Below are 26,965 nucleotides of genomic sequence, written 5' to 3'. Positions count from 1 at the left end.
GGAAACCGCCCATGGATATTTACTGGATTCAGGATCATGAAAAGAAGGGGCCCCTGCCGGAAGTGGAGGTCATCTCCATGCTGGAGGCGGGCCTCATTCCGGAAAACGCCCGGGCGTGGCACGCCGGCTGCGTGGAATGGGTGCGCATCCATGACCTCCCGGTGCTGAAGGAAATGTTCACCATCCGGGCGGAAGAGGAGGAACGGCGGAAGGCCGGGGAAGATGCTCTGGAGGATGAGGCCGCGGAAATCTCCGTAGCGGAACCCGTAGACGGGGAATCCGTGACGGAAGAAGAAGCGGAAAAGGACCAGGAGGAGGACGTGGTGATGGTGGTCCCGTACCCGTACGTGCGTTTTCTGGGAAGAATGGCGGATGTAATGATGCACATGACGCTGTATCTGGCCGTGCTCAGGATACTGGGCCTGGGCTTTAGCCCCGATTTTCTTCCCGGCTCCTATGAAGCCCTTCTTTACCTCTGTCTGCCGATGGTGCTCATTGAAACCGCCTTTCTGGGAACGCTGGGCACCACGCCGGGGAAAGCCATGCTGGGCGTCTCCGTCAGGGATTACCGCGGGAGCCGGCTCCCCTTCTCCACGGCGTTCAGGCGCTCCCTGTTCGTCATGGTGCTGGGACTGGGCTGTTTTGCCCCCTCCCTGATGGTGCTGGCCCTGTTCTTCTCCTGGTGGTGGGTGCGCCGCTTCGGCTTTACCCCATGGGACAGGAAACTGGGCACTACGGACGTTCTGAATGACTCCCTCACCCTCCGCAAGGTGGTAATGGCGCTGGTGCTCATCATCCTGTGTCTTCAGATCATGTACGTGCTGCTTATTCCGTGGCTTCCGGAGATGGAGGCGTACGTCAGCGCCTCCGGACAAATGTGACAAAAAGGCATTCCGAGCGGGATTTAGCCTTTTAATCACCTGAATTTGTTTCATACTTGCCCCAGCCATGTCAGAAATACACCCAACGGCAGTAGTGCATCCTACTGCGGAAATAGCGGATGATGTTAAAATCGGTCCCTTTTGCGTTGTCGGAGAACATGTAAAGCTGGGCCCCGGCTGCGTGCTGCACAGCCATGTGGTCATTGACGGTCCTTCCTCCTTCGGCAGCGGCAACGAGTTCTTTCCCTTTTCCGTCATCGGCCTGAAAAGCCAGGATTTGAAATACCAGGGGGAACCGACCTACCTGGAAGTGGGGAATAACAACGTCTTCCGTGAAAACGCCACCATCAACCGTGCCACGGACATTGGCGGCGCCACGCGGATTGGCAGCAACAACCTGTTTCTGGTATCCTGCCATGCCGGGCACGACTGCCAGATCGGCAATCATGTGATTTTCTCCGGCTTCGCCACCGCTGCCGGCCATGTCACGGTGGGGGATTACGCCATTCTGGCGGGATGCTGCGCCGTGCACCAGTTCGCCAGCATCGGTGAGCACTCCATGGTGGGAGCCATGGCCCGCGTATCCCAGGACGTGCTGCCGTACACTATTGTGGAAGGCCATCCGGCCGTGACGCGCTCCGTCAACTCCATCGGCATGCAGAGGCGCGGATTTTCCGAGGAAGACCTGCGGGCCGTCCGCATGTGCTACAAAAAGCTTTTCGTCAACAAGAAGCTGTCCGTTCAGGAAGCGATTGAGGAACTCCGGAATTCGGACTATGCGGAAAATCCCTGCCTGAAGAGAATCGTTGAGTTTGTGGAAACTTCCGAACGCGGATTCTGCCATTGAGGCCATGAAAACGGGTTTTGTCTTTGACCTGGACGGAACGCTGGTGGACTCCATTCCCGGCATCGCCCGCGGCCTGAACCTGGCCCTGAAGGCCCTGGGGTACCCGGAGCACTCCGTGGACGCCATCCGGGGAATGGTGGGCAGGGGCGCGCGGGAACTCTGCATGGCTTCCCTGAAAGGCTGTTTTAACGGAGACGTGCCGGAGGAAGCCTTTGAAGCGGTGCACAAGGGATTCATGAAGGAATACCCCCACACTTGGCAGGATGGCACGGCGCCGTACCCCGGCATCCGTGAAATGCTGCTGGAACTGGCCGCGGAAGGCCACCCCCTGGGTGTCCTGTCCAACAAGCCGCATGTGGTCACGGGACCGCTGGTGCGCCATATCCTGCCCGGGGTGCCTTTCCGTGAAGTGATGGGCTTTTCAGACCGTTTTCCGCGCAAGCCGGAGCCCGGTTCCCTGCTGTCCATTATCCATGGCTGGGGGATGGAACCTGGGCAGGCGTGCATGGTGGGGGATTCCGCCCATGATGGCAATACCGCCGTGAATGCCGGAACGCGCCTGGTTCTGGTAGGGTGGGGCTACAGTTCCCGCGCCGCGCTGGACGCCTTCCGCGTGCCGGTGTGCGCTACTGTGGCGGAACTGTCCGCCCGGCTGCGGGATGAAGACAGCCTGCCGTTTCCCGTTTCCGCCCGCCGGTTGTCCTGAAGGCTCTCCTTGCCGGAACCGCACAGAGCCATGGCTGCCGTGGTGTTGCAGCACTTTCAGGACGGAATGTCCGGAATGTCTGCGGATTTTGCCTGGAGGGTGATATCTTCCAGATTGGCGGGGAGGTCCTTCGTGGAGGTTACGCCCAGGTTCTTCAATTTCTGCGCCCGGGGAATGAACCGGTGCTCAAAGGAGGAAACGGTCTTGTTATACTGGGTCACTGCCTGGTTCAGGCTCTTGCCCAGGGAGGAAAAATGGCCGGTGAGGATGGAGCAGGTATTGAACAGGTCCGCCCCCGCTTCCGAGATTTTCTTGGCGTTGTCCGCCAGTTGCTCCTGCTTCCAGCCGTAGGCGACGGCTTTCAGCAGGGCGATTAGGGTGGAGGGCGTGGAAAGGATCACCTTGTTCTCCGCGCCGAATTCAATCAGGGAGGGGTCCGCTTCCAGGGCCGCCTGGAAAAAGGCTTCCCCCGGCAGGAACATGATGACGAATTCGGGGCACGGGGAAAACTGGGCAAAATAATTCTTGGCGCTCAGCTGCTGGAGGTGTCTTTTTACGTCCGCGGCGTGGCGGGACATCCACTGGCTGCGCTCCTCCAGCCTGTCCGTCTGCCCGGCATTCAGGTAGGAGGACATGGGGGCCTTCGCGTCAATGATGATGGAACGGCCTCCCGGCAGGTGGATGACCATGTCCGGGCGCACCCGGTCCTCTTCCCTGGAACGGGTCTCCTGCGTCGTGAAATCACAGTATTCCACCATTCCGGCCAGCTCCACCACGCGGCGCAGTTGGAGTTCCCCCCACTGGCCGCGCGAGCTGTTGTGGTGCAGGGCCTGGGAAAGCCTGGCGGTCTCATTCTTCAGGGCTTCATTCCCGGAAAGGATGTAGCGGATTTGCGTTTTCAGGTCCGTATAGGCGCCCACGCGCTCCTTTTCCATCTCTCCCAGCCGGGACTGCACGAGTTTCAGTGACTCGCTCACCGGCTTCAGCATGGACTCAATGGCCTGTTTGCGGGATTCCAGGTCATGGTTGGCCTGCTGGCGCTGGCTTTGCAGCCGCATTTCCGCCAGGTTCAGGAATTGTTTTTCCGAATTCCGGAGGACTTCCGCGCTGATGCCGGCGAAGGAATCCTTCAGCACCTCTTCCGCCCGGTGGAGCATCTGTGTTCTATCCTCCGCCCGTTCCTGCCAGGAGCGGGATTCCGCTTCAAGCCGGACGGAGCGGTCCCGGTAGCGCAGCAGCAGAATCAGCAGCGCCACGCAGGCGGCCAGCAGCAGAAGGGCGAGAAACCAGGGAATCAGGGGAGAAGTCATAAGAAGGGTAAGGCAATCAGATGGGGGTGGCGTAGGGGATGGCGTCCGTTTCTTCTACGGGTTCGGCCAGGGGAATATTGTCGTCGCTGCCGTCAAGCGGCTCCGCAAAGGGGATATTCTCTTCCGTATCCGGCTCCGCCATGGGAATGTGCTTTTCACACATCCTGGTGGGGGCCTGGTAGCCGGCGGAGGTTTCAAAATACGCCGTCTTGGCATACTGGCAGCCGGAATGGGCCAGCTGGTTGGACTCCCGGCAAACGAGCACGGCCTGCCCTTCCGAACCGGGGCTTGTGCGGATGGCGTTGGCGGGGTAGCCCTCCTTCTGGGCCGCCAGCATGATGTCTACCCAGACGGGCAGGGCCAGCGTGCCGCCGTACCCTTTTTCCAGAATCTTGGTGGAGGAGTCAAACCCTACCCATACGCTGCACGTGAGGTTGGAGGTATATCCGGCGAACCACGCGTTCGTGTAATTGTTCGTGGTCCCGGTCTTGCCGCCGCAGGGGGGCTTGAAGCCCAGGGTGGTGATTCTGCCTGCCGTGCCTCCGGGCTTGCAGACCTGCTGGAGGATGGAGGAAGTAATGTTGGCCGCGCGCTGGGTGTACACGGTGCGCTTGCTCTTGGTGATGGCGAAGCGCGGCTGCCCCTTGGAATCCGTAATGTGGTCAATGATATACGGCGTGGGGCGCACGCCGCCGTTGGCAAAAACGCTGTAGGCGCTGGCAATGTCCAGGGGAGAGGCTTCCCACGTGCCCAGGTACAGGGCCGGCGTGCGGGAAATGTTCCCGTGGAAGCCCGCCAGCTGGGCGGACTGGATGACGTTGGACAATCCGGCCCGGTTCCCGATGCGCACGGACATGGTGTTGCGGGAAAGGATGAGGCCGAAGGAGGCCGGCTTCATGCCCCGGTACGTGCCGTCCGAGTTGCGGGGGGACCAGTTGGCGGCTCCGCGTATCTCCCCATAGCCGATGCGGTCGTCTGAAATGCGGGTATCCGCGGAATTGCCCTGCTGGAAGAAGGTGGCGTAAATGAACGGCTTGAACAGGGAGCCGGTCTGCCTGCGTGACTGGATGGCGCGGTTCAGCTTGGATTCCTCCGCATCCCGGCCGCCGACGACGGCGAGAAGCGCCCCGGTGGCATTGTCCATGACCACGGCGGCGGACTGGATATAATTGGGCATGGGAGGCTGCGTTCCTTCCTTCCGTTCCGCGGGGAGCGCCTTCCAGGCGGCCAGGGCCGCTTCATATTCCGCCTTGGTGGTCAGCTTGTTCTTGACAATTCCCTTCTTCTCCCGCCTGGCTTGCAGGGAAGCCAGGTGCTTCCTGAAATCCTTGCGCGCTTCCAGGGCTTCCATGTGCTTGTTGATGGCGTCCAGCGTGGCGTTCTGCAGGTCAAGATCCAGCGTGGTGTGGACCACCAGGCCGCCCAGGCGGATGTCTTCTTCCTCCAGAATGGCGTCCAGCTCCCGGCGGACCAGGCCCATGGCGTAATTCTCCTCTGACCGGGACTGGGGCATCCGGGTAACGATCGGTTCCGCCAGCGCCGCCTCATACTGAACTTGGGTGATCTTGCCCTCCTTTTCCAGCAGGCCCAGGACGATGTCGCGCACCTTTTTGGCTTCCTCCGGATGCTTGATGGGGGAGAAATCGTTCGGGCCGTAAATGATGCCGGCCAGTGTGGCGCACTCTGACAGGGAAAGGTCCCGCGGCTCCTTGTCGTAATACCCCCGCGCCGCCGCCGCAATCCCCAGGAAAGTATGGCCCCAGAAAATGCGGTTGATATAGGTCTCCAGAATCTCGTCCTTCGTGTAAGTGGCTTCAATACGTTTTGCCAGAGCCACTTCCGTGAGCTTGGCGTGCAGGTTGCGCTCCTGGTGGTTGTACGTGATTTTGGCAAGCTGCATGGTGAGGGTGGAAGCCCCTTGTGTGGCCCTCTTGTGCTTGAGCACCTGCGCCACGGCGCGGCCTACGCCTATCCAGTCCACGCCGCCGTGGTCGTAAAAGCGGTTGTCTTCACGCAGGATCAGAGCGTCGATGAAAATGGGGGGAACCTCCTGGAGGGAGACGCGCTTGCGGTTTTCCCCGTGCAGGGTGCCGATGGTGCGGTTCTTGCGGTCCAGGATCACCGTGCGTTCCGGGATGTTGCTCTTGACCTCGGAAATGTCATAGCGGTTGGAAATGGTGCCGTACAGGAACACCAGGATGGAGCCGATCACGATGCCCGCGAAGCAACAGCCCAGCAGGATGCGCAGGGGCCATCTGACGAACCACTGGATGTTCCGCGTCAGGGAGCCGATGAAGCGGAACGGCATCAGCAGAACGAACAGCAGGGCGCCGAAAATCGTAAACCGCGGCTTGCGCGGTCTTCCCGGGCGTGCGGAGCGGAGGTCTTCCCCGGAGCCGTCGTAATCCTCATGCTCCTCCGGCGGAACGGGGCGGGAAATGCGGCGCGGGCGTGGCGGAGGCGCATCATTCCGGGAAGAACCGCCGCGGGATTTCCCGGTTCTGCGGGTGGGCCCCGGAATCACGGCCGGACCGGGATCATTCGGAGGCAGGCCGGGATAGGACGGGCGGGGCGCGGATCTCTTTCTGCGCTCCGTTTGGGGACGGGAAGCCGCTTCATCATCCTGGATGCGTTCCCGCCAGGACCCGGCATTTCGTTTCCGTGATTTGTCGTTTAAACCCATCCGTGGGAGAATTTTATCATAAACAATCGGGATGGTCTAAGCAAAAGATGGGGGGCCATGTCGCAATTGTTAGACAAATTTGTACCGGTCTGGACGTTTATCTAGTAGGATATGTCCTATCATACGGTTATCGGTAATTTCATGATATCAGCATTCAGGATGACGAGTTTTTATTACTTGGTCGTTGGGGGGCTTGTGTCCCTGTTTTTAGGAGGAATAGGTCTGGCGGGGAATGTCTCTTCCATGGCGGATCTGCAAAAGCATGTGCACGAGGTAGCCTCTACGGCCACAGCTGCAACGGTGGCCCTGGTGTCCGACGGAGGGGAGACGGGCAGTGGTGTGATCGTCACGCCGCAAGGTCTTATTTTAACGGCTGCCCATGTGGTGGGCGGTGATGAAATCATGCGCGTGGTCTTTGCGGACGGGCGCGTGGTCAAGGGCCGCGTGCTGGGCGCCAACTTTACGCGGGACGCCGCCATGGTGCAAATCATGGGCGGCGGGAACTATCCCCATGTGGAGCTGGGGGAATCCGACGGGCTGCGTGTTGGTGACTTTGTGGTGGCGCTGGGGCATTCCAAGGGCTTTGATCCGGAACGCCGCGCCCCCATCCGCATGGGAAGGCTGTGCACGGACGGGAAGCAGCGCTTCCTTATTTCGGAATGCACGCTGATCGGCGGGGACTCCGGCGGGCCTCTCTTTGACTTGTCCGGCAAACTGGTGGGCATTCATTCCTCTATCGGCCCCATGCTGAAAATCAACAATCATGTTCCCGTTTCCGTGTTCCGGAGGGACTGGGACAGCCTGCTTGCGGGGCGGCACTGGGGCCAGCTTGGCCTTCACCCCATGGCTGACCCGGAATCTCCCGTTCTGGGATTTGCCATGATGGACGTGCTGGGCGTGGACGGCGTGGTGGTGCAGGACGTAGTGGTGAACTCCCCGGCGGATACCGCGGGCATCAAGCCGGGAGACGTCATCACCCACATGGACAGCCGGAGCCTGCGTTCCGTCCGGGACATGCTCCGTGAACTGGGCAGGCACCGCCCCGGAGAAACCGTTCCGGTAGTGGTGGTGAGGAAAGGCACGGCCTACAAGGCGGACCTTACATTCGGCAGGCGCGGAGATTTAATGTCCGGCCTGAAACATGAAGAAGAGACTCAAGGATGATGATGAAATATTTATGGGCGGCTTTGGCGGCATCCGCCGCCTGTGGACAGGAAATAACTTCCCCGCTCCCCCCGGAACAGATGATCGCCCCGGAGGACAGGGCGGTGCTTGATAACCAGGCCAGGGAAATCTTCCGGGAATGGGACCAGGTGGCCGGTCCTGTGGGCCGGTCCGTAGTGGCGCTGGTGGCCGGCAATACGCAGGTAGCGCTGGGAACAGTGGTGGGGAAGGGAAAAGTGCTCACCAAGCTGAGCGACCTCCAGAAGGAGCGGCGCCCGGTCATGCTGGTGGACTTTTCCGGACGGGTTTACGACGCCAAGGTGCTCTTTGCCCTTCCGGAACACGACCTGCTGATGATGGACGTGCCGGGGCTTCCCGCCCCTCCCATTGACCTGGACTCCTATGTTCAGGCGCGGGAAGGGGATGTAATTGCAGCCGTATCCCCTACGGGGCATGTCAGTGACTTCGGCGTTGTCTCCGTGGCGCAGCGCAGCCTGCGGGCGGACGACCAGCCTTATCTGGGCATCGTTTCCGATCCCCGCTGGGATGGGGAAGGAGTGATGATCGGCGGTGTGGAAGCCGGAAGCGGCGCGCACCGGAGCGGCCTGCAGGCCGGTGACCTGCTGATGAAACTGAACGGAAAGCCGGTTGACGGCATGTACTCCATCCGCGCTGCCATGGTCGGGGTGCGTCCCGGTGAAACGGTTCCCGTGGAAGTAAGGCGGCAAAATCAGGTGATTGAAGGAAAGCTTCTCACCGGCCCCAGGCCCAAGGTGATGAAATTCCCCCAGAAACGCCTGGATATGATGAACTCCATGGGCAACCGCATGAGCCTGAAGCGGGATGAATTCCCGCTGGTTATCCAGTCGGACATGACCCTGTTCCCGGAGCGTGCCGGATGCCCGGTCATTGACGTCAACGGAAAATTTGTAGGGCTGGCCCTCAGCCGCGCCGGACGTACGGAAACCTACATTCTCCCCTCCTGGATATGCCGGGAACTGGTGGAAGGGGTGCTTCCGCAGGTTCAGCAGTACCAGGCCGGACGCGGAGAGAACATTCCGGAAGCACAGCCCGTGGATGATACCTATGACGCGCGGCGTCTGGAAGAAAACCGCCGCAAGGTGGAAGACAAGATGAGCCGCCAGGGATTGGTGCCGAAAGTCTATTAGGCTGGCATGGCCCCCTCTGGATGAAGATTCCGGGCGCTCCTGAGCTCCGGCTTCTTTTTACCGTCACCGTGCTGCAGGAAGGGCGCCCTCCTCCGTGCCGTGCTCCTGATTCCGCAGGAATAGGGCCGTTTTACCCGGAACGGAAAGTGGCCGTGCGGCTTTGCCGGAGGTTCATCAGTATTTTCTTCCAGCCGGGAAGCGTCCGGTTTTTACCTTCGGGTTCCGGGGGAAGAATTGAATGGATGCATAAAAAACGGGCGGCGACGCCCGTTTTCCGAGTGGCCCGGGGTGCTCCCGGACTTTTGAGAATGCCTTTCCATCCCTCCTTCCGCATCTTGCGAAAAAACGGGAGGGAAAAAGAGATGCCCCGTTACCTGGCGGGAGAGGCGGAAACCGGCTTTTCCTTGAAAATCATCAGCTCCGTCAGAACGACGGTGCGGCCGGAGGAATCCGGGGAAATGATCATGACCACTTTCCGTTCCGGATAGGTGGTCAGCATCATGCCCCTGTCCTTTACCTTGACGACTTTGCCGTTCTTTAAACGGGTCATGTACGTCAGGCTGGCGGGAGTGGTGCGGGAAACGTTGCTGTTCGTGGAATCCTTGCCGAAAATGTAGGTGGATTTGCTGGGCAGTTCAATGACGCTCTTTTCGCCCTGCGGCGGTTTGGGAAGCTCCAGGGTGAAGGTCCGTCCGGTCAGGTTCTGGATGAAAATGCAGTTCAGCGGCAATTCCGCCTCATTGATGAAATCCAGCGTAAACTCTCCGGTGCTGTTCTTCCCTACCAGCGCCAGGGTCTTGGGGCCGAGGTCGGTCGGCAGGGGCTTGCTGACGAGCTTGTTGGTCGGCATGCCCTTCTGGTCCAGGCCGCCGAACAGGGTGATGATCCTGCTTTTGGGGTACACGCTGCGGCGTCCGGGAAGGGCGGCGCGGATTTCCACCTTTTCCAGCCTCTTGGGATCAATGGGCATGTAAATGGGGGACGGCAGGGACATGGGCGTCTTAAGGACGAACCGGATGCCGTTGACGGAGGCGGGGGGAAGGGATTTGTCCACGGTATCGGCTGCCGGAGCGTTCGGGGCCGGTTTGGCGGGCTCCGGCTGGGCGGGGGTGCGGGTTTGTCCGTGGACGAAAGACACGCTTCCGAGAAGGCAGGTAAGGGTCAGGACAGGTAAAAGGCGCATATATTCGGGGAGTGAAAAATAAAAAGAGGGGGCTTTTGCCGGCTGCATGGATCCTTGACGCACAATCGTGCGGGAGAGTATGCGGCAGGCGGAATCCACCGGAAAGACCGGATGGGTTTTATATCCCTTGTGAAGTACAGGAATGAGGGAGGCCGTGCAAGCTCAAAGTAGGGATGTGGGAGATAAAAAATAGAAATTTCCAGCGGTTATTAGCCCACTTTCCCAGATGGGAAACCCATGAACTCAGCATCTCTGTTATCCGGGACCCATCTGCACAGGATAAAATTGATAACCTGACGGGTACCCGGGGAGCAGAAAGGCTGATGCGCAGGTATACGGGTGATAGGGGTAATGGGGGCCTCCCCTCTCACCCCTCTCACCCCTATAATCCCTATCTTGCTTTCCCTCCCCTGNCCCGCAACGGAGACGCCCTGTACTTTTCCCGCTCCGTCATCCCCTACGCCCGCCATCCCCGCGTCACCCCCCCCCTGCGCCATCTGGGCATTTACGCCTACCGCCGGGACTTCCTTGAAAACTACGTGCGCTGGGAACCCACACCCCTGGAACAAACGGAATCTCTGGAACAACTGCGCGCGCTGGAAAACGGCGCCCGAATCAGAGTCATCCTGACGGACCACGTCAGCGTGGGCGTGGATACGCCGGAACAGGCAGCCCAGGTGGAACAAATCTTATTAAACACACATTAGGAACCATAAACATGAAATACATCTTCGTCACAGGTGGTGTCGTCTCCTCTCTTGGCAAAGGGCTGGCAGCAGCATCCATCGGTACCCTGCTGGAGCGCTGCGGTCTCAAGGTCACCCTTCAAAAATTTGACCCCTACCTCAATGTGGACCCCGGCACCATGAGCCCGTTCCAGCACGGGGAAGTGTACGTCCTGAATGACGGGGCTGAAACGGACCTGGACCTGGGCCACTACGAACGCTTTGTCCATTGCAGCCTCTCCCGCCTCAACAACCTCACCTCCGGACAGGTCTTTGAAAGCGTGCTACGGAAGGAACGCCGCGGAGACTACCTGGGGAAAACGGTTCAATACATTCCGCACGTCACGGATGAAATCAAAAACCGTCTTTATGAAGTCACGGAAAAATCTGACGTGGACATCATCATCACGGAAATAGGCGGCACGGTGGGGGACATGGAAGGCCACATCTTCCTGGAAGCCCTGCGGCAATTCGCCCTGGAAGTGGGCCGTGACAATGTCTGCTTCATCCACGTCACCCTGCTCCCCTACATCAAGGCCGCCGGGGAAATGAAAACCAAGCCCACCCAGCAATCCGTCGCCAAGCTCCGGGAAATCGGCATCCAGCCGGACGTGATCATTTGCCGGACGGAATACGACATGAGCGAGGACGAACGGCGCAAAATCGCCATGTTCTGCAATGTGGAGGCCAAAAACGTCATCGCCTTCCGCGACGTTAAAAACACCATCTACGAATGCCCCCTGGACCTTAGCCAGGACAAAATAGACCGCATCGTCACCAAGCGCCTGGGCCTGGACGTTCCGGCGCCCAACCTGGCGGACTGGCAGCGTTACGTAGGCCGCGTCATCAGCCCCAGCCACTCCATAAAAATTGCTGTAGTGGGCAAATACATCGCCCTTCAGGACGCCTATAAATCCATCTATGAATCCTTCACCCATGCCGGCGCGGAAAATGACGCGCGCGTGGAAATCCTCCGGATAGACGCGGAAGAAATTGAGGAAAAAGGCGCTGAAGCGCTGATCGGCTCCGTGGACGGCATTCTAGTGCCGGGCGGCTTTGGAGACCGCGGCATTGAAGGGAAAATACAAACGGTGGAATACGCGCGCACCAAGGGCATCCCGTTCCTGGGCATCTGCCTGGGCATGCAGGTAGCCGTCATTGAATACGCGCGCCACATCTGCGGCATGGACGACGCAAACTCCACGGAATTCGATCAAAAATCCACCCACCCCGTCATCAGCCTCCAGGAAGAACAGAAGGGCATCAAGGCCATGGGCGCAACCATGCGCCTAGGCGCCTACAAGGCCCTGATCCAGCCCGGAACGCTGGCGCACAAACTGTACGGCAAGGACAGCGTCACAGAACGCCACCGCCACCGTTATGAATTCAACCCGGCCTACCGTGGTGAATTGGAAAACGCAGGCCTGGTCATCAGCGCCGTCAATGATGAACACGGGCTGGTGGAAGTTGTGGAACTGCCCTCCCACCCCTTCTTCATTGCCTGCCAGTACCACCCGGAATTCCAGTCCGCGCCCAACCGGGCCCACCCGCTCTTCTCCGGCCTGGTTTCCGCCGCGCTGGAACACAAAAGCCACTCCTGACCATTCATTGATCCCGGGGCCTTTTCCAGAATAACAATTCAGGAAAAGGCCTTCTCTCTCCAGGCATGTTCACGGATATCCTCGTCATCGCCGTCTACTTTCTCGCTATCTTCTGCATTGGCATCTATGCGGGACGAAAGCAGAACTCCCTGACGGACTATGCCCTGGGAAACCGTTCCCTGCCCTGGTGGGCCATTCTGGCCTCCATCCTGGCGGCGGAAATCAGCGCGGCCACCTTTCTGGGCGCTCCGGGAGAAGGCTACCATACGCGCAACTTCACGTACGCCCAGCTCTGTATCGGCACCATTCTGGGCCGCATCATCGTAGGCAAACTCTTCCTGAAACCCTACTATGATTACAAGGTAGTCTCCATCTATGAATACCTGGAGAAACGGTTCGGGCTCCTGACGCGCCGCACGGCCTCCATGGTCTTCCTGATCAGCCGGGTGCTGGCCAGCGGAACCAGGCTCTACTTTGCGGGCATTCTCCTGGTCATTGCCTACCAATTCATGACGGGCGCCACGGCGGACTCCGACCAGATTGTCCTGCTCTACATCGGGGCGCTGGTCGCCATCTCCGTTGCCACCACCATTTACACGGCCATAGGCGGTTTAAAAGCCGTCGTCTGGACGGACGTTCTCCAGGCGGTCGTGCTCGGCGTCTCCATGCTCTCCGCCCTGTGGGTCCTCTTCTCCCACATCCCCGGCGGGTGGGCCTCCATCTCCGCCTCCATGAACGGCGGTGGCGACTGGAAATTCTTTTCCTGGGGAACAAAGGAAGGTCTGGACTTCCTGCAGCAGTGCACCCACATCCTGGGCCAGGAATACACGGTATGGGCTGCGTTCCTGGGGGCCACCTTCATCACCATGGCTACGCATGGAACGGACCAGGACATGGTGCAGCGCATGCTGGCGGCAAAAACGGAAAAAGGCGGCACGCGGGCCGTCATCGTCTCCGGCTTGCTGGACTTCCCCATCGTCATTGTCTTCCTGTTCACGGGCATTCTCCTCTATGTCTTCTACCAAACCACACCAGCAGCCCTCCCTGCGGACACGCCCCAGCTTCACGTCTTCCCCTACTTCATCATCCATGAACTGCCCAACGGCATCCGCGGGCTGCTGATCGCCGGATTGCTGGCAACCGCCATGGGCTCCCTCTCCACGGCCCTCAACTCCCTGGCGACCACCGCCACCAAGGACTGGTACCAGGGGGTATTCAAACCGGAAGCCACGGAACGGGAACTCCTCCGGTGCGTGCGCTGGGGAACGGCCGGCTTCTCCCTGCTGCTCATTCTGGTGGGATCCATTACGGCGTGGTACGTGGTGCACCATCCGGACGTCCGCATCATTCAAATAGCCCTGGGCATCTTCGGCTACACCTACGGCTCCCTGCTCGGCATCTTCCTGCTGGGAATGCTGACGCGCACCAGGGGAAATGACAAGGGGAACATCATTGCCATGGCAGCTGGCTTCCTGGTCATCGCCTTCCTGACGGAGCTCATTCCCCTTCCCGGCGGCTGGAAACAATATATTCCGGAAATAGCGTTCCCCTGGCGCGTGACGATCGGCACCCTGGTTACCTTTGCCGTCGGTTTCGTCTTCAGAAGCCGCCACCTCTCCGCGCGCTGAACGGAATGACTTCCTGCGCGCACTTCCCTGCCCGCACCTGTCCCTAGTGGCCAATCTGCCCCTCCCCTATCACCCTTATAATCCCTATCTTGCTTTCCCTCCCCTGAACGCAAAAAGAGCCGCTCCCCCTCTAGCTGGGAAAGCGGCCCTGATAAAACCCTTCCGTCTTCTCTCTCCTACACCTCCTCGGGAGACAGCCAGCGGAAGGACACGATGTTGAACTTCCTCCCNTAAAATTGATAACCTGACGGGTACCCGGGGAGCAGAAAGGCTGATGCGCAGGTATACGGGTGATAGGGGTAATGGGGGCCTCCCCTCTCACCCCTCTCACCCCTATAATCCCTATCTTGCTTTCCCTCCCCTGAGCGCAAAAAGGGCCGCTTCCCCTCTAGCCGGGAAAGCGGCCCTGATAAAACCCTTCTGTCTTCTCTCTCCTACACCTCCTCGGGAGACAGCCAGCGGAAGGACACGATGTTGAACTTCCTCCCGAACGCCTTGTTCACCGCGCTCAGCTCCGTCTCCTCCAAGGCTCCGCTCTTCATGTTGATCTTCTTGACCGGCGTCTCGGGGCTGTTCACCGGATCCACGTAGTTGATCCCCCTCTGCANGGTAATGGGGGTAATGGGGGTAATGGGGGTAATGGGGGCCTCCCCTCTCACCCCTCTCACCCCTATAATCCCTATCTTGCTTTCCCTCCCCTGAGCGCAAAAAGGGCCGCTCCCCCTCTAGCTGGGAAAGCGGCCCTGATAAAACCCTTCTGTCTTCTCTCTCCTACACCTCCTCGGGAGACAGCCAGCGGAAGGACACGATGTAGAACTTCCTCCCGAACGCCTTGTTAACCGCGCTCAGCTCCGTCTCCTCCAAGGCTCCGCTCTTCATGTTGATCTTCTTGACCGGCGTCTCGGGGCTGTTCACCGGATCCACGTAGTTGATCCCCCTCTGCACCACCGCCTCGCACCACGCGCGCGACAGCACCACCCCCTCCCGGTTGGTCAGCTCCCCGTAGGCCCGGATCATAAACGTATCGTCGCGCGTCGTTAAAATGTTGCCCAGCACCGCCAGCACGTCAGACTGGATCAGGTAGCCGGGAGCCGCCGTATACACCGACCCCTTGGCCNGTTGAACTTCCTCCCGAACGCCTTGTTCACCGCGCTCAGCTCCGTCTCCTCCAAGGCTCCGCTCTTCATGTTGATCTTCTTGACCGGCGTCTCGGGGCTGTTCACCGGATCCACGTAGTTGATCCCCCTCTGCACCACCGCCTCGCACCACGCGCGCGACAGCACCACCCCTTCGCGGTTGGTCAGCTCCCCGTAGGCCCGGATCGTAAACGTATCGTCGCGCGTCGTTAAAATGTTGCCCAGCACCGCCAGCACGTCCGACTGGATCAGGTAGCCGGGAGCCGCCGTATACACCGACCCCTTGGCCGCGTCCTGGTTCGGGTACCCTCCCTTGGGCGTGATGACCATGTCGGAGAGTTCGTCAAACGTGCTGTTGATGGAGCTTTCGTCAATGGCCGCCTGAAGCGCCCCCTTCACCCCCATCTCCCCGCTCTGCAGGCGCCGGTTGACAAAGTCGGACATGTTCAGGAAGGGCCCCCTCTTCTTGACCTCCTTGACCATGTTCTGGGCCAGGGACTTGATCTGCGAGTCGCTGAGCGTTCTCAGGTCGGACCACGCCATGGCCTCCCCGTCCGGGATGCCCTGGGTCACCCCCACCGAGCCGTAGTCGTCCACGTGGGACTTGTCGCTGCTGGCCACCCCGAAGCGGGAGAAGGCCGCCTGGCTGTTGCTGAGTACGGAGGGCATCCCGCTCCTGGAGTAGAGGAGCTTTCNGCGAGTCGCTGAGCGTTCTCAGGTCGGACCACGCCATGGCCTCCCCGTCCGGGATGCCCTGGGTCACCCCCACCGAGCCGTAGTCGTCCACGTGGGACTTGTCGCTGCTGGCCACCCCGAAGCGGGAGAAGGCTGCCTGGCTGTTGCTGAGCACGGAGGGCATCCCGCTCCTGGAGTAGAGGAGCTTTCTCTTTTTAAGCCCGAGAAGCGTGGCTTCCCAGGCCCGCTGGGAGGTGGAGTTGACGTTGAAGCCTCCGGCCACGGTGAGGTACTTGCCGGCCTGCTTGTAGCCCTCGTCGGTTTTGGAAAGTTCGTCGATGACGGCTTCGGCGGGCTTGCCCTGGAGGTCCGGGACGAAGCGCCTGTTGGCGATGCCCGCGGCCTTGTTGGTGGAAGCGTCCGTGGAGAAGGCTTCCTTCAGGACGGTCTTAAGTTCCTCCTTGCCCGTGCCGCCGATGCTGGAGGGGCGCGAAGCCAGGGAGGAGGCGAACCAGGAGTCCCAGAGGGCGTCGTTAATCATCAGGCCGTGGTCCCAGAAGTCGCCCAGGGAGGCGTCCCCCATGATTTCATTGTGGGAGAAGACCTTGTCGGCGGGGAGCATGGGGTCGGCAAAGGCGTTGCCAATCCCCACGCCGGGAACGCCGGACTGGTAGGCGAAGCGCTTGGCGATGGCCGCCTTGGAGTCGGTCTTGTACCATCCCGGGGTGAGGCGGCATCCGGCAAAGCCCGCGAGGCTGGAGGGCTGCTGGAAGGGGAGTTCTGCGGCCACGATCTTGTTGACCTGCTCAGCGCCCGGTCCGCCGAAGGGGGAGAGCCTGGTGCCGTCGTTGGAGAGGATGTTGGAGATGGTGATGGGGAAGAAGTCGCTGTTGGCGTTTTTGACTTCAAACTGGTAGGGGCTGTAGAGGCGGCCGAGCTCGGAGGCGGTGGGCATCTGGCTCCCCCAGAAAAGGGGGCTGGAGTGCTGCCAAGTCTTGGCGCGGTAGTCCTTGCCCTCCGGGTAGGCTCCGATCACGGGCGGCTTGCCCCATTTGATTGATACGCCGTAGTAGGCCACGAATGTGGAGTCCTGGGCCGCACTGCCGTATTTGCCGCGGCGTTTCAGGTTGTCGTCCGGTCCTTCGTTGTCCAGGAACATGTCCGCAGGCAGCTTGACCTGGTCAAGCAGGGGCTTTTCCCACGCGCCCCAGTTGAGGTTCAGGATAGAGGGCATGGCTTTGGAGAAAACATTCAAGTCTGCTCCCGTCTTGGCGGTTAAATCCCCGGCCTTGCCGATTTGTTTGGGATCCATGATGCCGGAAACCATGACGATAGAGCCGAGTTTGTTGGAACTGGCATTGAATTCGTCCGTGTATTTGGTGCAGAGAACGACGTTGCGGGGAGTATAATTAAGGTCGTTCAGGGTTTCGGCAAATTTGATGGACATCATGGCCGTGCCCCTGTCTTCATATCCGCTTCCGGCAAGGTACTGGTACTGAATGCCGTCAGCCTGGTTGATGGCGTAGGAGCTGACTTGTCCGGGGCTCTGGTCCCAGCCTTCCTTGAAAGCAAAGTTGTCTACGCGCACGTCATTCTTGTTTGCCTTGGACTGCGTGACCATGTTGCCGTGTTCGATTTTCGAGACGACGGGATGGGCGTAAATGACAATTTCGCCTGCCTTGAGCGTGGATACCTCGCCGGCTTTTCCTGCACCTCCCGACGTGAGTTGCGACGTTTTCCGGAAGGAGGCCCCGAAGTCGGCCACCTGGCGGTTGTTATAGCCGTCATTGGGGGAGTAGGGGGAGAAGGGTGATTCTGAATAGGTGGCCGTAGAGGGATCCCAGTTTTGAACCAGGTTGCCTTGCATGAGGCCATAATTATTGGTCTGCATGAGCGGCATGTACCGGTGTTCCCCGAAGAAGGAACCCCAGGGGCCGCCTTCCGCTCCCTGGAATTTCATGTCCACGTTGTACGGGTTCCACCACACATATACCGGGATTACGGAAACGCGCACGTCAATATGGCCGCCGCGGGCTCCGTGCTGGGCCTCGCGTTTGACGTAGTTCAACCCTACGAAGGAATAGAAGCGCAGCAGGATGGGGTGGCGCATGTACGTGTAGCGGTTGTCCATCATTTCCATGTTTGCCGCGGCGTCAGCCGCTACCAGCGTGCTTGGCGTGCGGCCGTCCCACTGCAATGCCGCGGAAGCGTCCTGCCCATCTTTCTTGGAGGAGGAATCCCACACGTTGGCCCACAGGTAGAGCTGGTTCCAGGAGCCGATCGGGCGGTTCTGCTCGGTCGGGCTTCCGTCTTCCGACGTGTACGGGCGCAGGCCGATATCCGCGTTGTCTCCCCGGAAGTCTTCAGGCAGTTTTTCCTGGGAGAACATGATGTTCAAGTCCTTCTTCAATCCACCGAATTTAGAATCCGTTAATTTTTAATTGACTACTGAATTAAATGCGGGTGATCGCGGAAACACGCTTGGTCTTTTCTTTTTTGACATACATTTTTACTTGCAAAATGAGAACTATTTTTCTTGCCGGGAAAAAACTATTTTGTATGTTGGTACGACATGCCAGACAACCTCTTGGCAACGGCTTTACATCTCTCACTTTTAATAAATTCCAATAATTTTTAGATAAAATTTCAATGAAAAGGACAATTCCACAAAATCCAGGACCCAGGCATATGAGCAAGGGTTTTGCCCTGATTGCCACCATCACGCTGATGATGCTCCTGGCCCTCCTCAGCGTTGGCCTTCTGACCATTGCCTCCTCCCAGACCAGACTCTCTGAAAAACATCTTTTTGCAGCGGAGGCCAAATCCCTCGCCAGGTTTTCCCTGGAAGTGGCCCTGGGCCAGCTCCAGTGCGAACTGGGACCGGACCAGCGCGTTTCCGCCAACTCCGGCATCCTTTCCTCCGGAACCAGCGAAGGAAGCGCGCCATACATCCTGGGCGTCTGGAACAGCTGGGATACCTGGCTCAACAAAACCAGCTCCCAGGGCACCACCATTGCTTCCACCTATGATACGGGAAGAAAGGCCATGTTCCGCCGCTGGCTCATTTCCGACCCTGACCTGCGCAGGCTCAGTTCCCTGGAAGCCGGAAAGAACCTGCTGGGCAAGCGTTCTCTGACCAATCAGAACCTCCGTAGTATCCCCCTGGTGAATCATGGCACGGTGGGAACGCCCGTAGGCGCCAAGAACCAGGACAATAAGGAAATCTACGCCCGCCTGGTGCGCGTGGATGACTACTCCAAGGCCATGGGGCTGAAAAAGAACGCCAACATGCGCAAGTACATTGCCTGGTGGGTAACGGGAGAAAACCAGAAGGCGCGCATCAACCTGATGCCGCACGCCTCGGAAGAAAGCACGGATGCCCTGACGATACTGCGTTCTACATGGGACACGCCCGGCCCCGATCTGGAACCCCTCAACCTTTCTTCCGTGATGGCCTCAGGCTCCGGAAACGACATGTCCGCCGTCAGAAAACTCATTTCTTTTGACGCCATCCTGGCCAACAGTAAAAACGGCCGGCTAAAAGACTTGGGGGAAGTCTACCATGACATTTCCCTGGTTTCTTCCAGTCTGCTGACGGATTCTAAATCCGCTGCATGATTTTCTTTTTCTCAAAAAGCCACCTTAAGAAATTGTCACAAACTCGTAGTAGCCACGGAGGGGCGAATTTGGGATACCATGCGGGTAACGGCGCAAGATGCGCTTTTGAACGAAGATGACCCCGCACCCAGCAGCAGCCGATCAGACCGCCGTAGAAGTGGATTCCCTGGATTTTTGTTATGGGGACAAGCAGTCCCTGTTCAATGTCACCATGAGAATTCCGAGGAACCGGGTGACGGCGTTTATTGGCCCTTCCGGCTGCGGAAAGTCCACGCTGCTGCGCTGCATCAACCGGATGAACGACCGTATTCCGGAGGCCCGCGTCACGGGCGGCTCCATCCGCATTGACGGGGTGGACGTGACTTCTCCTACTCTGGACCCCATTCATCTGCGGCGGGAAGTGGGCATGGTGTTCCAGAAGTCCAATCCCTTCCCGTTGAGCATTTATGAGAACGTTTCCTACGGGTTGAAGCTGGCCGGGGTGAAAAACCGCGGCCTTCTGGATGAAGCGGTGGAGGAAAGCCTGCGCCATGCCGCTTTATGGGATGAAGTGAAGGACCGCCTCCATGCCTCCGCCAACGGCCTTTCCGGCGGCCAGCAGCAGCGCCTGTGCATTGCCCGCTCCATTGCCGTGAAGCCGCGCATTTTGCTGATGGATGAACCCTGTTCCGCCCTGGACCCCATCGCCACGGTGCGGGTGGAGGAACTGATGCACCGGCTCAAGGAGGATTTCACCATCATCGTGGTCACCCACAACATGCAGCAGGCTACGCGCGTTTCAGACCTGACCGGATTTTTCATGCTGGGCAGGCTGGTGGAGTTTGATTCCACGGAGAAAGTTTTTTCCAATCCCTCCATGAAGGAAACGGAGGATTACATTACGGGGAGATTCAGTTAATAGAAAGTTTGATTATGGTTTTATCAAAGTTTACTCCCAGGGGCGGAGCGGGCCGTTTTTCCTCTTCCTCCGGCGTTGTCCGGAGGAAGTCTTCATCCGCCGCCAACAAGGACAGCCGGCGCAGGCAGCATCTTTTTTACCATGCGGGCAGAACCACTGCCCGTCATCAAGCCAATATTCCGAATCATGAATCACGACGCCCATGCCCTGAGGGAGTTTGACGCCGCCCTTTCCTCCCTGAATACGCATTTAATGCAGATGGCCTACAAGGCGCAGAGCGCCCTGGACCTGGCCGCCGCAGGACTTTTGCAGCAGAATGAGTCCGCCGCCAACCAGGCGATTGCCGACGACGAGGAGCTGGACGAGCTGGAGATGACGGTGGACCGGGAAGGACTGCACCTGCTGGCTTTTTTCAGCCCGGTGGCTTCCGACCTCAAGGTGGTTCTGGCTTCCATACGCATGTCTTCCATGTATGAGCGGATCGGTGATGAGGCTGTCACGGTTGCCAAGAGGGCCAACAAGCTTAACAAGCGCCCCCGCATCCGGGAGGCTGCCCAGGCGGACCCCGTGTACCGGGAGATGGCGGAGCAGTTCAGGGCCGTGAACAAGGCCGTTTCCACCTGGAACGGGAAGGCTCTGGAGGAACTGGCGCCTGCGCTGGAGACGCTGGCGGAGCATGCGGCGTCCCTTACCGACATGTTTACCCGTCTGCCGGAACAGTATCAGGATAATCTGGTGTCCGTGGCGGATCTGATTTTTGTGGGCCGTTCCATGGAACGCATGGCGGAAGGCCTGCAAAAGGTGGTGGCGGAAGCCCTGTATGCGGCGGTATAGGGGCAGGGGGCGTTCAGGCGGTCCTCCCTGCTTCCTTACCTGACGGTCCAGGTGATATTGCGCGTGGCGGACTGGCCGGGGCGCAGGATGACGCTGGGGAAATGGGGCGTGTTGACGGCATTCGGGAACCCCTGGGCCTCCAGGGCAATTCCCTGGCGTGCCTGGGGCAGGTATTCCCCGGTATAAACCTGGAGGCCCGGCGCGTCCGTCGCCACCATCAGGCGGTGTCCGGATTCCGGATCAAGAAGGATGGCGGCAATCTTGTCGCCGGGTTCGGAATCCAGCACATAGTTGTGGTCCAGTCCGGCGGCTGTGTCCGGATGGGCGGCGGAATTGCGCTCGCCCAGCAGGGTTGCCTTCCGCAGGTCAAAGTCCGTCCCTTCCACGGGCAGGATGCGCCCGTCCGGGATGTTGGTTGCGTCCACCGGGGTGTAGGCGGAAGCCCGTACCTCCAGCGTCATGGAGTCAATGGTGGGCTTGCTGGAGAGGTTCCAGTAGGCGTGATTGGTAAGATTGACAATGGTGGCTGCGTCTGCGTACGCTTCCAGGCGCAGGTGCAGGGTTTCTTCCACCACGGTGTAGGTGGCCACCACTTCCAGGCTGCCCGGGTAGTTTTCCTCCCCGTCTGCGGAGTGCAGGGTAAGCACCAGGGTGCTGCGCGTGGCTTCCTGAACCTGCCAGATTTTACTGTCAAAGCCCTGGATGCCGCCATGCAGGTGGTTGGGGCCGTTATTGACGGCCACGGCGTGGGAGTCTCCGTCAATGGAGAACCTGCCTTTTGCGATGCGATTCGCGACACGGCCGCAAATCGCACCGCAATAACAGGTGTCTTTCAGCATGTCTTCAAAATGCTTGGGCCCTACGATCATGTCCATGCCGTCCTTGACGACGGAAATGATGCGCCCTCCATAGTTGCTGATGCGTACCGTCAACTTGTCGGAAGACAGTTCAAACAATTCTACTGGAGCGCCGCCGGGTAAGGTGCCGAAGATCATGCCGGTATGTAGCTGGTCAGGGGATGACGGCCGGTTAATAGGCCAGGACGCGGGAACCGTTGTTGCCGATGATCACGCGTACGCGCTGCCCAACCTGGATGGGATTGTTCTTGCTGGCCACCTGGACGACCGTGTAGCTGCGGGTGCCGTTTCTCTTCTGGTCCAGGCGCACGGTGATGCGCTGGCCCGTCGTGTTGTTCACGGCCTTGTCAATCTGGTTGCCGGCAATGCCGCCCAGAATGGCGCCGCCTGCTGCGGTAGCGTACTTGGCGTTGCCGCCGCCGAACATGGCGCCGGTCAGGCCGCCCGCCACGGCGCCGATGCCCGTGCCGGTATTGGCGTTATTAGCCTGGATTTTCACGTTTTCCACGCTGGTGACCGTACCGGTGTAGGTTTCCTGGGCGCCGCCGATTTCGTTCATGTTGTAGGTGTTCGGGGAGCCGAAGTTGGTGCAGGCGGTCATGGACAGGGCGATGGCTGCACAGCCGATGGTAAGAATGGAGGTCGTTTTCATGATGACAATTTATAAAATGGGTTGAAGGTTAAGATCAAGTAATTTCATGGTCAACGGGACGGATGTTTTTACTTCCTCCCGGTGGAGAAAACCCTTGCCGGAAGGTTCCGGCAAGGGCTGGTGTTTATTGTAATGGTTTCCGTGGGGTTAGGCCTTGGGAGCTTCTTCCTTTTTGGAGCAGTCGCAGGGCTTTTCACCCTTGCTGCAGGGCTTGTCGCACTTTTTGCCGCACTTGCCTTCCTTGTCGCATTTCTTGTCGCACTTTTTGTCTTTCTTGCAGCACTTCTGGGCGGCGGGAGCGGAGGAGTCCGCCGGGGCGGCGGCTTCCTGGGCATAGCCGTTGACACTGAAGGCGAAAGCAAAGGCTGCTACAGCGAGGATCTTTTTCATGTTATTGATGTATGAGGTTGGTGGTGTTGATAAGGAACGGCATGTGATCCGCCGTTCTACGACTGATAGAGTAACAGAGTTTAAGATTTGTTCAAAAAAATGTGTAGTCATCATGTTTTTTTGAGGAAGGTTTTTGGTTCAGTTGCGTTTTTGAAAACCGTAGTAAGTCTGACAGTGCCGCGGCGCGTACGGAGCGGCGGCTTGCATGGCCTCCCTTCTTGAGGCACGGTAAGTAACATGAGTTCAGCCAAGGAACCTGTGATGCGCCGTTTTGGAAACGGTTTGACGGTTTTGATCAAGGAGGACAAGTCCCATCCCGTAGTGTCCCTCCAGTACTGGGTGGGCACGGGGTCCATGAATGAAGGGCACTGGCAGGGCAGCGGCCTTTCCCATTTGCTGGAGCACCTGGTGTTCAAGGGGACGGAGAATTACTCCGGGCAGGACTTGGCCCGCAAGGTGCAGGAGCGCGGGGGCCACTGGAATGCGTATACCAGCGTGAACCGCACCGTCTATTATATAGACGGCCCTGCGGAGTCCTGGCAGATTTTCCTGAACCTCCTGACGGAGCTGGTGTTTTCCCCCACTTTCCCGGAAGAGGATATGGAACGGGAGAAGGAGGTGGTGCGCCGGGAGATGGCCATGTATGCGGATGATCCGGATTCCGTGGCCTACCAGCTTCTGATGCAGACGCTGTACTTGAAGCACCCGCGCCGCTGGCCCGTGCTGGGGGAACCGGCTTCCTTTGACGCCCTGACGCGCCAGGACGTGCTGGATTACCATGGCAGCCGCTATGTTCCGAACAATGTGGTGCTTTCCATCGCCGGGGATGTGGACGCCGAGGAGATTCTTGCCCACCTGGAGTTGCTGGTGGAGGATTTAAAATCCCGCCCGCTGAACCGGGAGCTTATTCCCCATGAGCCGCACCAGTTCGGCTCCCGCAGGGTGAGGAAGGAGTTTGCCGTGCCTTATTCCAAACTGAACCTTGCGTGGCGGCTCCCCTGTTCCGGCCATCCGGATACGCCGGCCCTTTCCGCCCTGGCCAGTATTCTGGGCGGAGGGCGTTCCGCTCGTTTTTATGAAAAGTTCCATGACCGGCTGGGCCTGGTGTATAGCATTGAGGTGCATTCCAACCAGTCCGAGTCCGACGAAGGAGCGTTCACCATCAGCATTGATGTGGACCGGGCCCAGCGTGACAAGGTGCGGGACCTGGTGCTTCAGGAGCTCCGGAATCTGGCGCAGGAGGATTTTACGGAAGACCTGAAGAGGGTCTGCAAGCAGACCCGGGTCAGCCGACTGCGCCGCAGGAGTTCCGCTGCCGGGATAGCCTCGGAAATGGGGGCTGATTGGTTCGGCGCGCGCAATTTGAACCTGTCTTCCGAATGGCAGGAAGCCATTGAACGGGTGACGACGGAAGACCTGCACCGCGTGTGTTCCACATGGCTGTCTTCCCCGAATGTCACGGAAGTCAGCCTGGACCCCCTGGGCAGCAACGCCACGGATGAAGACGGCTCCGCCGCCGGAGCGGAAACGGCCCTGAGCGAGCATGTGCTGGGCAACGGCATGAAGGTGGTGATCCGTGAAGACCACCGCCTCCCCCTGGCGTATGCCTGCCTGGCCTTCAAGGCCGGCTGCCGTGCGGAGAATGAACGGGACGCCGGGGTGACGGATTTGATGTCCGAGTGTCTGCTGAAAGGCACCGCCACGCGTTCCGCGGCGGACATCGCCCGTTTTCTGGAAGACATAGGAGGGGCCATCAATACCTCCACCGGCAATAATTCCCTGAGCGTGGGCTGCCAGATTCTGGCGGAAGACCTGGACGCCGGGCTGGAACTGATGGCGGATGTGGTGATGAACCCCTCTTTCCCGGAAGACGCCTTCCTGCGGGAAAAGGAATCTTTTGTGGCGGATGCGGAAGAAGACATGGAAGACCCCCTTTCCGTGGCGTTCAGGCAGGAGCGGAGGGTGGCTTATGGCCCTGTTTCCTACGGGAATTCCCCGTCCGGCACGCCGGAGAGCCTTTCTTCATTAACGGTTCAGGACGTGAAGAACCAGTATGAACGCATCATTTGCGCCTCCAATGCCGTGATCTGCATCTCCGGAGACGTCAGGAAGGAAGAAGTTCTGCCTCTTCTGGAAAAGCGTCTGGGAGGAATGAGGGAGGGCACGCCTCCGGTTCTGACTCCTACTCCCGCACTGCAAGCCGGGCGGGAAGTGGCTGTTCTGGACAAGCAGCAGGCTGTTCTGGTGGTGGGGATGCCCGGTGTGGACGTAGCTTCTCCGGAAATGGCCCAGGCGCTGGTATTCCAGGCCTGGTGCAGTGACATGGCAGGTCCCGTGTTCACCAACATCCGGGAGGAGGCGGGGCTGGCCTATTATGCCAGCTCCACCCTGTTTATCGGCATGGACGCCGGGGGCATCTGCTTTTATCTGGGGACCTCCCCGGAGCAACTGGATGAGGCCGGGGAGCGTCTGGAAAAGACGCTGGAAATGATTCATGAACGCGGCATGACGGAAGAGGAGCTGGAGCGCACCAAGGCTTCCGCCCTGTCTTCCCGCCTGCTGGCCATGCAGTCCAATGGGGCGCTGTGCCAGATGCTGGCTCTGGATATCCTGTTCGGGCTGCCTCTGGATGCGTTTGAATGGCAGACATCCGCCATCAGGGGCATGACCCTGGACCAGGTGAACGCCTTTATTAAAAAGGTGCTGGATCCCGCACAGCCCCGGTCCGTGTCCATCGTCCGTCCGCCGCTCCCCTGAGGAAACGCGCGGGGCGGTGGTGGCCCGTCTTGCTTGCCGGGGGCCTGTGCCGCACAAACGGGGTTAAACGGCCTATCCGGGAGCGACGCGGGGAGGCCCCACCAAGTATGGTGAAGGGAAAGAAGGCTGGAGCTTCCTCTGCGCTCCGGATGAGTAGGGATGTGAAAGGCTGGGGACTTTGTCTCCCAGCCGGATGTATTGTGTTCCCGGTCGCCTTTCCGGAGGGGAATCCGTGCTGTGCGCGGACGTAAAAAAGCCGTTCCCCTCTTGAGGAACGGCTTGGTAAAAATGGAGCGTATTTTTTCTTAACCGATTTCCGTGCGGCCCAGCAGATGGGCCCCTTCTTCCATGGCAAGACTGCGGGTCTTCATGTCTCCGACGACGCGGGCCTGCTGCTTGAGCTCGCAGCGGTCAGAGGTGACCTTGCCTTCCACGTTGCCGTAAATGCGCACGTCTCCGGCGGTGATGTCACCCTTGATCTGGGCGGTTTCTCCGATGGTGACCTTTCCCTTGTCGGAAATGATTTCACCTTCAATCTTGCCGTCGATGTGCATGTCATTCTGGAAACGGATGGTTCCCTTGATTTCAATGCCGGAGGCGAGGAAGTTTGTTACGTTGTCTGTCATTGTCGTAAAATGGTTGGGGATGGATGGTTCTGGCTCAGATGGTCATGATGTCCTTTTCCTTGGCGGCCACCAGCTCGTCAATTTCCTTGACGTATTTGTCCGTGAGCTTCTGGATTTGCGTTTCCAGGTCGCGCTGGCCGTCTTCCGTGACAAGGTTGTCCGCCTTGAGCTTTTTGGCGGAGTCAATGGCTGCCTTGCGGACGCCGCGCACGCGCACCCGGGCTTCTTCCGCCTGGGATTTGACCAGTTTCACCAGGTCCTTGCGGCGTTCTTCCGTGAGGGCGGGAATGGGCAGGCGGATGGAGCGGCCTTCCACAAGCGGATTGAGGTTCAGCTTGCTTTCATTAATGGCGCGGCCGATGTCATGAACGGTGCTGGGGTCAAACGGCTGGATGAGAATCAGGCGCGGTTCAGGCGTGCTGATCACGGCCAAGCCTTTCAGCTTCATGACGGAGCCGTAGCTGGAGACGTGCACGTCCAGGTTTTCCACGAGGCCGGGGGAGGCTTTTCCCGTGCGTACGCCGGAGAATTCCTGTTTGGCGAAGTCCACGGCCTTGAGCATGGATTCCTCCGTTTCCAATAGTAATGTTTCTGCGTCCATGATGATGGTGGGTGCTAAGTGTTT

Annotated in this window: 21 protein-coding genes; 12 read left to right on the top strand and 9 right to left on the bottom strand. The window is 59.3% G+C overall.

Going from position 1 to position 26,965, the window contains the following annotated elements; translation table 11 throughout:
* Window positions 1–11 precede the first annotated feature (11 nt).
* From CXU21_RS05665 to CXU21_RS05655, 3 genes are all read left to right on the top strand, one after another.
* Window positions 12–881, top strand: coding sequence for an RDD family protein (locus CXU21_RS05665; protein WP_102725348.1), 870 nt, complete (start codon window positions 12–14; stop codon window positions 879–881).
* 67 nt (window positions 882–948) lie between these two features.
* Window positions 949–1,728 carry an acyl-ACP--UDP-N-acetylglucosamine O-acyltransferase gene (gene lpxA, locus CXU21_RS05660; RefSeq protein WP_102725347.1) on the top strand — a complete coding sequence of 260 codons (780 nt, stop codon included), beginning with the start codon at window positions 949–951 and terminating at the stop codon, window positions 1,726–1,728.
* A gap of 4 nt (window positions 1,729–1,732) precedes the next feature.
* Window positions 1,733–2,434, top strand: coding sequence for an HAD family hydrolase (locus CXU21_RS05655; protein WP_146016691.1), 702 nt, complete (start codon window positions 1,733–1,735; stop codon window positions 2,432–2,434).
* Window positions 2,435–2,490: 56 nt separating this feature from the next.
* Here the strand turns inward: CXU21_RS05655 and CXU21_RS05650 are convergent, their stop codons facing one another.
* Together CXU21_RS05650 and CXU21_RS05645 are read right to left on the bottom strand one after the other, a co-directional pair.
* Window positions 2,491–3,744, bottom strand: coding sequence for a DNA recombination protein RmuC (locus CXU21_RS05650; protein ID WP_102725346.1), 1,254 nt, complete (start codon window positions 3,742–3,744; stop codon window positions 2,491–2,493).
* 16 nt (window positions 3,745–3,760) lie between these two features.
* Window positions 3,761–6,268: a transglycosylase domain-containing protein gene (locus CXU21_RS05645; protein WP_180972675.1), complete on the bottom strand. Its 2,508-nt coding sequence runs from the start codon at window positions 6,266–6,268 to the stop codon at window positions 3,761–3,763.
* A 402-nt stretch (window positions 6,269–6,670) separates the two neighbouring features.
* Between CXU21_RS05645 and CXU21_RS05640 the strand changes: the two genes are divergently transcribed.
* Together CXU21_RS05640 and CXU21_RS05635 are read left to right on the top strand one after the other, a co-directional pair.
* Window positions 6,671–7,591 carry a S1C family serine protease gene (locus CXU21_RS05640; RefSeq protein WP_180972396.1) on the top strand — a complete coding sequence of 307 codons (921 nt, stop codon included), beginning with the start codon at window positions 6,671–6,673 and terminating at the stop codon, window positions 7,589–7,591.
* The gene (locus tag CXU21_RS05635) at window positions 7,588–8,760 is read left to right on the top strand and encodes a PDZ domain-containing protein (protein ID WP_102713904.1); all 1,173 of its coding nucleotides are present in this window, start codon (window positions 7,588–7,590) and stop codon (window positions 8,758–8,760) included. Before CXU21_RS05640 ends, CXU21_RS05635 begins: the two co-directional genes overlap by 4 nt.
* Before the next feature lie 370 nt (window positions 8,761–9,130).
* Here the strand turns inward: CXU21_RS05635 and CXU21_RS05625 are convergent, their stop codons facing one another.
* Complete coding sequence (locus CXU21_RS05625; protein WP_102725343.1) at window positions 9,131–9,943, bottom strand: hypothetical protein; 813 nt, start codon at window positions 9,941–9,943, stop codon at window positions 9,131–9,133.
* 173 nt (window positions 9,944–10,116) lie between these two features.
* On the opposite strand from CXU21_RS05625, the gene CXU21_RS05620 reads away from it, so the two are divergent.
* The 3 genes from CXU21_RS05620 to CXU21_RS05610 all read left to right on the top strand — a co-directional run bounded on the left by CXU21_RS05620 (window position 10,117) and on the right by CXU21_RS05610 (window position 13,897).
* A complete protein-coding gene (locus tag CXU21_RS05620; RefSeq protein ID WP_343125737.1) occupies window positions 10,117–10,650 on the top strand; it encodes a cytidylyltransferase domain-containing protein in 534 nt (177 codons plus the stop codon).
* An 11-nt stretch (window positions 10,651–10,661) separates the two neighbouring features.
* Window positions 10,662–12,269 (top strand): CTP synthase, encoded by a 1,608-nt coding sequence (locus CXU21_RS05615; protein ID WP_102725342.1) that lies wholly within the window; start codon window positions 10,662–10,664, stop codon window positions 12,267–12,269.
* 65 nt (window positions 12,270–12,334) lie between these two features.
* The gene (locus CXU21_RS05610) at window positions 12,335–13,897 is read left to right on the top strand and encodes a sodium:solute symporter (RefSeq protein WP_102725341.1); all 1,563 of its coding nucleotides are present in this window, start codon (window positions 12,335–12,337) and stop codon (window positions 13,895–13,897) included.
* 771 nt (window positions 13,898–14,668) lie between these two features.
* On the opposite strand, the gene CXU21_RS05600 is transcribed toward CXU21_RS05610, so the two are convergent.
* Complete coding sequence (locus tag CXU21_RS05600) at window positions 14,669–14,962, bottom strand: hypothetical protein (protein ID WP_180972673.1); 294 nt, start codon at window positions 14,960–14,962, stop codon at window positions 14,669–14,671.
* Window positions 14,963–18,396: 3,434 nt separating this feature from the next.
* Between CXU21_RS05600 and CXU21_RS05590 the strand changes: the two genes are divergently transcribed.
* The 3 genes from CXU21_RS05590 to CXU21_RS05580 all read left to right on the top strand — a co-directional run bounded on the left by CXU21_RS05590 (window position 18,397) and on the right by CXU21_RS05580 (window position 21,058).
* Window positions 18,397–19,326: a hypothetical protein gene (locus CXU21_RS05590; protein WP_180972670.1), complete on the top strand. Its 930-nt coding sequence runs from the start codon at window positions 18,397–18,399 to the stop codon at window positions 19,324–19,326.
* Window positions 19,327–19,441: 115 nt separating this feature from the next.
* Window positions 19,442–20,224, top strand: coding sequence for a phosphate ABC transporter ATP-binding protein PstB (gene pstB / locus CXU21_RS05585; RefSeq protein WP_102713077.1), 783 nt, complete (start codon window positions 19,442–19,444; stop codon window positions 20,222–20,224).
* A 186-nt stretch (window positions 20,225–20,410) separates the two neighbouring features.
* Window positions 20,411–21,058, top strand: coding sequence for a phosphate signaling complex PhoU family protein (locus CXU21_RS05580; RefSeq protein ID WP_180972669.1), 648 nt, complete (start codon window positions 20,411–20,413; stop codon window positions 21,056–21,058).
* 35 nt (window positions 21,059–21,093) lie between these two features.
* On the opposite strand, the gene CXU21_RS05575 is transcribed toward CXU21_RS05580, so the two are convergent.
* The 3 genes from CXU21_RS05575 to CXU21_RS05565 all read right to left on the bottom strand — a co-directional run bounded on the left by CXU21_RS05575 (window position 21,094) and on the right by CXU21_RS05565 (window position 22,957).
* Window positions 21,094–22,053 (bottom strand): aldose epimerase family protein, encoded by a 960-nt coding sequence (locus tag CXU21_RS05575; RefSeq protein WP_102725338.1) that lies wholly within the window; start codon window positions 22,051–22,053, stop codon window positions 21,094–21,096.
* Window positions 22,054–22,087: 34 nt separating this feature from the next.
* Window positions 22,088–22,567: a glycine zipper 2TM domain-containing protein gene (locus tag CXU21_RS05570; protein ID WP_102713083.1), complete on the bottom strand. Its 480-nt coding sequence runs from the start codon at window positions 22,565–22,567 to the stop codon at window positions 22,088–22,090.
* A gap of 147 nt (window positions 22,568–22,714) precedes the next feature.
* Window positions 22,715–22,957 (bottom strand): hypothetical protein, encoded by a 243-nt coding sequence (locus tag CXU21_RS05565; RefSeq protein ID WP_022396302.1) that lies wholly within the window; start codon window positions 22,955–22,957, stop codon window positions 22,715–22,717.
* Window positions 22,958–23,194: 237 nt separating this feature from the next.
* Here CXU21_RS05565 and CXU21_RS05560 point away from each other — a divergent pair, with 237 nt between their 5' ends.
* Window positions 23,195–25,714, top strand: a complete 2,520-nt coding sequence (locus CXU21_RS05560; RefSeq protein ID WP_102725337.1) for a M16 family metallopeptidase — start codon at window positions 23,195–23,197, stop codon at window positions 25,712–25,714.
* 305 nt (window positions 25,715–26,019) lie between these two features.
* Here CXU21_RS05560 and CXU21_RS05555 read toward each other — a convergent pair whose 3' ends face one another.
* On the bottom strand, window positions 26,020–26,340 hold the full coding sequence (locus CXU21_RS05555) for a bactofilin family protein (protein WP_012420356.1): 321 nt from the start codon (window positions 26,338–26,340) through the stop codon (window positions 26,020–26,022).
* 34 nt (window positions 26,341–26,374) lie between these two features.
* The gene (frr, locus tag CXU21_RS05550; RefSeq protein WP_102713087.1) at window positions 26,375–26,941 is read right to left on the bottom strand and encodes a ribosome recycling factor; all 567 of its coding nucleotides are present in this window, start codon (window positions 26,939–26,941) and stop codon (window positions 26,375–26,377) included.
* Window positions 26,942–26,965: the final 24 nt, after the last annotated feature.

Source organism: Akkermansia muciniphila (assembly GCF_002884975.1).
GTDB classification, from domain to species: Bacteria; Verrucomicrobiota; Verrucomicrobiia; order Verrucomicrobiales; family Akkermansiaceae; genus Akkermansia; species Akkermansia muciniphila_C.
The sequence above is the reverse complement of the archived record's forward strand: the minus strand, read 5'-3'. Positions and strand labels throughout refer to the sequence as shown.

Bases quoted from the DNA above. Each gene is read 5' to 3' on its own strand.
- CXU21_RS05665 (WP_102725348.1), top strand. From the start codon at position 12: ATGGATATTTACTGGATTCAGGATCATGAAAAGAAGGGGCCCCTGCCG.
- lpxA (WP_102725347.1), top strand. From the start codon at position 949: ATGTCAGAAATACACCCAACGGCAGTAGTGCATCCTACTGCGGAAATA.
- CXU21_RS05655 (WP_146016691.1), top strand. From the start codon at position 1,733: ATGAAAACGGGTTTTGTCTTTGACCTGGACGGAACGCTGGTGGACTCC.
- CXU21_RS05650 (WP_102725346.1), bottom strand. From the start codon at position 3,744: ATGACTTCTCCCCTGATTCCCTGGTTTCTCGCCCTTCTGCTGCTGGCC.
- CXU21_RS05640 (WP_180972396.1), top strand. From the start codon at position 6,671: ATGGCGGATCTGCAAAAGCATGTGCACGAGGTAGCCTCTACGGCCACA.
- CXU21_RS05635 (WP_102713904.1), top strand. From the start codon at position 7,588: ATGATGATGAAATATTTATGGGCGGCTTTGGCGGCATCCGCCGCCTGT.
- CXU21_RS05625 (WP_102725343.1), bottom strand. From the start codon at position 9,943: ATGCGCCTTTTACCTGTCCTGACCCTTACCTGCCTTCTCGGAAGCGTG.
- CXU21_RS05615 (WP_102725342.1), top strand. From the start codon at position 10,662: ATGAAATACATCTTCGTCACAGGTGGTGTCGTCTCCTCTCTTGGCAAA.
- CXU21_RS05610 (WP_102725341.1), top strand. From the start codon at position 12,335: ATGTTCACGGATATCCTCGTCATCGCCGTCTACTTTCTCGCTATCTTC.
- CXU21_RS05590 (WP_180972670.1), top strand. From the start codon at position 18,397: ATGAGCAAGGGTTTTGCCCTGATTGCCACCATCACGCTGATGATGCTC.
- pstB (WP_102713077.1), top strand. From the start codon at position 19,442: ATGACCCCGCACCCAGCAGCAGCCGATCAGACCGCCGTAGAAGTGGAT.
- CXU21_RS05580 (WP_180972669.1), top strand. From the start codon at position 20,411: ATGAATCACGACGCCCATGCCCTGAGGGAGTTTGACGCCGCCCTTTCC.
- CXU21_RS05575 (WP_102725338.1), bottom strand. From the start codon at position 22,053: ATGATCTTCGGCACCTTACCCGGCGGCGCTCCAGTAGAATTGTTTGAA.
- CXU21_RS05570 (WP_102713083.1), bottom strand. From the start codon at position 22,567: ATGAAAACGACCTCCATTCTTACCATCGGCTGTGCAGCCATCGCCCTG.
- CXU21_RS05565 (WP_022396302.1), bottom strand. From the start codon at position 22,957: ATGAAAAAGATCCTCGCTGTAGCAGCCTTTGCTTTCGCCTTCAGTGTC.
- CXU21_RS05560 (WP_102725337.1), top strand. From the start codon at position 23,195: ATGAGTTCAGCCAAGGAACCTGTGATGCGCCGTTTTGGAAACGGTTTG.
- CXU21_RS05555 (WP_012420356.1), bottom strand. From the start codon at position 26,340: ATGACAGACAACGTAACAAACTTCCTCGCCTCCGGCATTGAAATCAAG.
- frr (WP_102713087.1), bottom strand. From the start codon at position 26,941: ATGGACGCAGAAACATTACTATTGGAAACGGAGGAATCCATGCTCAAG.